This window comes from Flavobacteriales bacterium, from assembly GCA_020435415.1.
Taxonomy (GTDB): Bacteria; Bacteroidota; Bacteroidia; order JACJYZ01; family JACJYZ01; genus JACJYZ01.
The window spans coordinates 1-6,510 of sequence record JAGQZQ010000133.1 but is presented as its reverse complement, the minus strand read 5'-3'; the positions used below and the strand labels follow the sequence as shown (position 1 = coordinate 6,510).

At 44.7% G+C, this 6,510-nt stretch carries 6 protein-coding genes; 4 read left to right on the top strand and 2 right to left on the bottom strand.

The features are described 5' to 3' along the window. Positions 1 to 102 precede the first annotated feature (102 nt). Positions 103 to 579: a hypothetical protein gene (locus KDD36_14385; GenBank protein MCB0397836.1), complete on the bottom strand. Its 477-nt coding sequence runs from the start codon at positions 577 to 579 to the stop codon at positions 103 to 105. Next, entirely contained in the window at positions 576 to 1,103 is a 528-nt protein-coding gene (locus KDD36_14380; GenBank protein MCB0397835.1) for a hypothetical protein, read from the bottom strand. Before KDD36_14380 ends, KDD36_14385 begins: the two co-directional genes overlap by 4 nt. A gap of 204 nt (positions 1,104 to 1,307) precedes the next feature. Between KDD36_14380 and KDD36_14375 the strand changes: the two genes are divergently transcribed. Genes KDD36_14375 through KDD36_14360 form a run of 4 tightly spaced genes read left to right on the top strand, consistent with a single transcriptional unit; the run spans position 1,308 to position 6,452 of the window. Beyond that, positions 1,308 to 3,737 (top strand): polysaccharide biosynthesis tyrosine autokinase, encoded by a 2,430-nt coding sequence (locus KDD36_14375; protein MCB0397834.1) that lies wholly within the window; start codon positions 1,308 to 1,310, stop codon positions 3,735 to 3,737. A gap of 27 nt (positions 3,738 to 3,764) precedes the next feature. After that, a complete protein-coding gene (locus KDD36_14370; GenBank protein MCB0397833.1) occupies positions 3,765 to 4,619 on the top strand; it encodes an ABC transporter permease in 855 nt (284 codons plus the stop codon). Positions 4,620 to 4,634: 15 nt separating this feature from the next. Beyond that, a complete protein-coding gene (locus KDD36_14365) occupies positions 4,635 to 5,852 on the top strand; it encodes an ABC transporter ATP-binding protein (GenBank protein ID MCB0397832.1) in 1,218 nt (405 codons plus the stop codon). A gap of 9 nt (positions 5,853 to 5,861) precedes the next feature. After that, positions 5,862 to 6,452, top strand: a complete 591-nt coding sequence (locus KDD36_14360) for a hypothetical protein (protein MCB0397831.1) — start codon at positions 5,862 to 5,864, stop codon at positions 6,450 to 6,452. The last annotated feature ends 58 nt before the right edge of the window (positions 6,453 to 6,510 follow it).

The window sequence follows — 6,510 nt, the reverse complement described above, 5'->3', positions numbered from 1 at the left end:
ATTCAGTTGTTTGCACGACTTTTTTTTGCCCGATTCTCAACATTCTTTTCAACATGCCTAAGTGGTCAACGCGTTAATCCATAAGTTATTGTTAAGGAGACCTTAAGCTCTTTGGTTACTACCTTCTTTCATGAAAAAAAGGGCCCATGGGATCAATAGCATGAAAGGGAGCGGGGATTGAAGGAATTCCATGAGTTGTATGGCAAATGTTCCGGCTCCGGTCAACCCACAGGAACTGGCAACATACGTAACATACAGCACGGATGCAATACCAAGGCAGATCACATAGATCCGATCTGTTATGGCAAGTAGTCTGGGATTTGCAGAAATAATGGAGAGCAATGAACGGCCGCAAAACCAAATGATCGTTACCAGCAAAATGGTTGAAAATAGTTTAATCCATACCAATGTGCGGGTTTCAAGGTTCTGTAAGGTATCCGGCACTGCCCATCCAACCTTGTATACCTGGTCTGTCCTTGATATGGCAGCATTCAACGTGAGTATCCATGTTTTCCGAAGTATGCAGAATAACAATAAGGCCGATCCCCAACCCATGCCCTTAAGTGTGGTTTTTTTCAACTTTCACCGGATTTTGCAGTGACTTTATTGCCAAACTTCATCATCCATCCCATCCAACCCAAAAATATAAGCACATACATGATGAGGGTGAAGGTATAATCATGGTTGAACGATAACCAGTCCCGTGCATTTTTCTGGATGACCATCAACCCGACAAGCCGTAAAACATTGAGGTGGAATATGAGAATTGTTCCGCTGGTTATGTATATCATTTTTGTGATCGGGCGACCGGGAGCTGCGATAATGAACCCTGAAAACAGAGTGATTAGTGACAAGGCATTGCATGGCGGACCGATCTTAAGTCCGTGTGTACCCCAAATTCCGATCACCTCCTGTTGTCGGAATATATCATCACGGAATAAACGGAGCCAGAATACAGCCTCATCCATCGAAATTTTTATCACCCATGCATCTAATCGTCCCTTGGGGTGGAGCCAAAGTTCATAAATGAATATCCATGCCAGGAAAAGGAGGGCGGCGCGGATCAGAAAAGTAGTGGCTGAGTATCCTGACTTTTCTTTCATATGCATTACACGGAGCTTCACAATTTGGTTAGGTGATCCCGGTGACGATTAACTGCAAAGGTCACAATACGCCGGTCAATATCAAATGTGTTGAAATGGCTCCATGTGATTTTCATTTTTGTCAAAAACAATCTTTAAAAAGTCTGTTTTGGTTAAAATATTTACTTTTACGCACTTACAGTCAAAAGCCCGTTTGGCATAACCATGAGCACGACAGATTTAAGAACCGCGGCTACCGAAGAATCCTCCTCGTTTGATATCAAGTCGTTTCTGGTCCGTTGCCTGCAATATTGGTATTTCTTTCTGATCGCCATTGTCCTTTCTCTTTTGTTCTCCTTTTACAAGGCCAGATATTCTGAGGCCAGTTATGGCGTAAGTACCACGATCCTTGTGAATGATGAATATTCTTCATGGGGTCGGGAATATTTCCTGCATGGGATGGAACTTGTAAGTGCCAGGGGACGCCTGGTGAATGAGGTTGGGATTCTTAAGTCATTTCCGGTGATCCGTCGCACACTGGACCGTGTTCCGTTTGAAGTATTTTATTACGAAATCGGAAGGATCAATACTACCGAGCTTTACAAGACCAGCCCTTACAGGGTGCAGGTGGACTCTATGGGACTTGAGACCTTAAAAGGACGCAGGTTTTATATTGATATCATTTCCGAGGATCTCTTTGTACTGTCTTACGGACCTGAAGAAAACAGACGCTCGAAGGAATATGCGTTTGGTGATGATGTGCATATCGGACTGGGGACCATGGTGGTGAACAAAGCCCCCAGTTTTTTTAATAATCAGGTTTTTGAACGGCAGTATTTTTTCGTGATCCAGAATCTGGATGTGCTGGCAAGATCCTATCAGGGACGGTTGAATATTGAGCCCCAGGAAAAGCAATCCTCCATTCTTATCATATCCCTTGAAGGAAACCGGATCGAGAAGGAAATCGATTTTCTGAATGCCCTGGCCGATGTGTATATTGATTTCGGGCGAGAGAACAACAGCCGGATTGCAGTGAATACAAGTGGCTTTATTGATATTCAGCTGGGTATTATTTCAGACTCACTCGATATTGCTGAGGCTGAAAAGGAAAAGTTCCAGGAGAAAAATATGGACATCGGTTTTGGTGATGCAGCTTTGAACGTGTACCGTAAACTCGTTCAACTTGAGCAGGAAAAGGCCAAATTCGATCTTAAGGAGCGCTATTACGATTACCTTGAAGACTACTTGAAGAGTGATGAATCCGGAAAGGGACTCATCATTCCGTCTACGGTTGGCATCGGTGAAGGGGTGCTTTCAAACCTGGTAGGACGCCTGGTTGAATTGACCAACAAACGGGAGCAACTTGCCTTTGAAGTAAAGGATACGGAAGACAACATCATCGTTGAACCCTTGCTAAAGCAGATCGCATCTCAAAAGGAATTTCTCCTCGAAAATCTGAAAAACATCAGGGTGAAATCCAAGATGGATATGGAACTGCTTGATGAACATCTTGCCGAAGCCGAGGCCAAGGTCAGCACCCTATCTGCCTCCGAGCGGGAGTACATCGATATAGAAAGAAAGTTTAAACTGAATAACGACCTCTATACCTACCTTCTCGGAAAGAAAGCCGAAGCAGGGCTTGCCAAAGCAGCCAACCTGACCAACGCCACCGTATTGGACAGGGCCACCAGGTTGAACGTTAGTTTTATGGGGCCGTTTGTGTCACGCATTTATGTGACAAATCTTATCATCGCCATCATCGCTCCGTTTTTCCTCGTGTTTGCGATCTACACGATGAACAATAAAATCATTGAAAGGCGGGATATTGAGGATGCAACAAGTATTCCGATCCTGGGCATGGTCGGACACAACAGTAAGAATACCAATCTCATTGTTGTGAATAATCTGAAGTCGGTCATTTCCGAAGCATTCCGTGCCATCCGGACAAACATTGACTATATGGCGAAGGGGAAGGAAGACTTCATTATCATGATCACCTCATCAGTAAGCGGAGAAGGGAAGACGTTTTGCGCCATTAATCTATCGTCCATTTTCGCTGCAACCGGTAAGCGTACATTGCTCATCGGAGCTGACCTCAGGAAACCTAAGATCTATTCCGATTTTGGCATCCGTAATGATGTAGGACTTAGTAACTACCTCATTGAACGTTGTACCAAGGAAGAGATGATTCAATTCAGCGGAATAGAAAATCTGGATATTGTTTCAGCCGGACCCATCCCCCCCAATCCTGCGGAGCTACTGGGTAATCAACGGTTGGATAATTTGATAAAGGAACTTAAGAAGGACTATCCCATTATCGTCATTGATACACCGCCTTTGGGGCTTGTGACGGATGCGCTGCTGATTAACCGTTTCTCAAATGTGAACCTATACATCGTAAGGCACTTGTATACCAAGAAAAGCCAGTTTGAAGCCATCAACCGGTATTATGAAAATGAAACGGTAAAGAACATTGGAATCATCGTGAATGATATCCATGAGAAAGGCCTGGTGGCTCATTACGGTACAAGCTTTTCATACGGCTATGGCTATGGGGGGTATCATTATGGCTACGGATATTATGAGGAGGATCGCATAACAGAGCGAAAAGGATGGTTCCGGTTGTTCAGGAAAACAAAAGAGCATAAGTCCTGATATAGTCAGGGGACCGTCACAGATCTCATGAAGCAAAAAATCCAATCCAGAACTTATGCTGCGGGAAAAGCGCGTTTGGCCCTGTTCCCGATCCTGATAGAAATATTTCGTGAACTCCGTCAGTCTCACGAACTGGGTTATCGCCTTTTTGTCCGGAATCTGAAAGCTACATATCGCCAGTCTATCCTTGGCTTTACCTGGGCATTGCTTCCTCCATTGGTTACCGCAGCACTGTGGATATTCCTACGTGAGAATAATGTCATGGTCACCCAGGCCACCGATATTCAGTACCCTGTATTTGTCCTTGTCGGAACCATTCTTTGGCAGGTATTTACCGAAAGTATCTTAGGGCCTCTCACCAGTATTACCTCTAATAAAGCGATGTTGGTAAAGATCAACGTTCCCAGGGAAGGTATTTTTCTGGGCGCCATATATCAGGTTTTGTTCAACCTGTTGATCAAAGCGGGTATGCTTGTGGTGATTTATTTTTTCTACAAGCAGCAGGTGGGTGGTTATATCGTATATGCACCTTTGGGTTTGGCAGCCATTGTACTGTTCGGATTTTCAATCGGCCTTTTACTTGCGCCCATCGGATTACTGTATACAGACATTCAGCGTGCCCTGGCTCTGTCTCTCCCTTTTCTTATGTACCTGACGCCTGTTGTTTATCCGGTGCCAACGAACAGCTTTTTTGCCAGCCTCATGAAGTATAATCCCATGGCCACCTTGATACCGGAAGTGCGGAATTTATGCGTCGGGCTACCCCTGGAAACACCGGGCAGGTTCATGATGTATACCGGTGTTGCCTTTTTCATTCTCATTTTCGGGTTGGTTGTGTACCGGGTGTCCCTGCCTGTGATTATTGAGAGATCGGGAAGTTAAATGGACAGGTGATCAATGGAAAACAACGATATACTGATTAAGGTAGACGGACTGGCGAAAAAATTCTGTAAGGATTTCAAGCATTCGCTGAAGTACGGTGCCATGGATATTTTTGGAAACCTCACCGGCACAAATGATACAACCAAATTAAGGAAGAAGGAGTTCTGGGCACTGGAAGATATCAGTTTCGAACTGCGCAGAGGTGAATGTCTGGGATTGATAGGTCATAATGGTGCCGGGAAATCCACTTTACTGAAAATACTCAATGGCCTGATCAGTCCGGATAAGGGCACCGTTACAATGAACGGCCGCGTGGGAGCCTTGATTGAACTGGGTACGGGTTTTAATCCCATCCTTACCGGGCGCGAGAATATTTATAACAACGGTGCGGTTCTGGGATTCAGCAGGAAGGAGATCGATGCGAAGATCGACGAGATCATCGACTTTGCAGAGGTCGGTGATTTTATTGATAGCCCGGTTCAGAATTATAGTTCCGGTATGCGGGTTAGACTGGGTTTTGCTGTGGCAGCTCAGATGGAACCTGATGTGCTCCTGATCGACGAAATACTTGCCGTAGGTGATGCCGGATTCAGAATGAAGTCTTTTGCCAAGATGCAGGAACTCATGTCCCGGTGCGCCATCGTTTTTGTGACGCATTCCATGGTACAGATCACCCGTGTGTGTACACATGCCATGTATCTTGAAGGCGGCAGGTGCAAGTTCTATGGGAACAATATGTTGCAGGCTGTGGAATTCTACTTTTCTCATTTTGATAAAGAGCATGCAAGTATTGAAACCGGTGGACATCAGGCCTCCGTGTCGAATATTCTTGTTACCGAGGACGGTGCCGGGGAAGTTGGTGTGATCCGGTACTTTAAAGATGTGTATGTGTCTTTTAACCTGCAGTTGAATGTGCCTGATGTCGCTTTTGTAGATGTGATGATGATGGTGATCGATAAAGACCTGAAGGGTGTGGGAATGATGGTAATACGAAGATTACCGGTCACCGAAAATTTTTCCGAGCAACTCAGGTGCCGGTTCAATAATTGTCTGGTTGACGGAAGCTATTATTTGAAGTTCAGCATCTATGAGTCACTGGACGAATCCGGACGCCAGGGTGCGCAGCTTTATTCTCTGGATATGGCTACCCGGTTCAAAGTGGTGGGCACACAGTTGATGACTTATGTTCCTGTTCATATCGACTGTTCATATGAAGTCGTCAATGAAGCCTGATCCGTCATTATGAATATTCTTTTCTTAGGACCCGATAAAAACCCCGTGTTGACCTATCTTCAGCAGACGGAAGATCGTGTGCTGCAATCAGAGGATATTGTCAGCAGCAATATGATCGGGAACGGAGAAGTCTTCCTTGTAAGTTATGGTTACCGACATATTATTACTCCTGATGTACTGGAGGCGGTCGGACACCGGTCGGTTAACCTGCACATATCATTGCTGCCCTATAACAGAGGAGCTGATCCTAATTTTTGGAGCTTTGTTGAAGATTCACCAAAGGGAGTGACCATTCACAGGATAGATAAAGGACTGGATACGGGTCCGGTTTTCATTCAAAAAGAAATATCTTTCAGCGACGAAAATACCCTGCGTACAACTTACGCAAGGCTGCATGAAGAAATTCAGCAGTTGTTTATATCTCATTGGATGGATATAAGAAACGGCATCTTGCATCCGAAGCCTCAACCGGCAGGCGGATCATATCACCGATCCAGTCAAAAGCAACAGCTCATTGATGATATTGCCAAAGTGTATCTGGACTGGGAAATCACAAAATTAAAACGCTATATCCACACAAAAATGAACCGGGTTAGCTAGTCAAAAGTATATTTGCAAACCATTAAGCATGAAAATCAATACGGCATGTTAAATAACA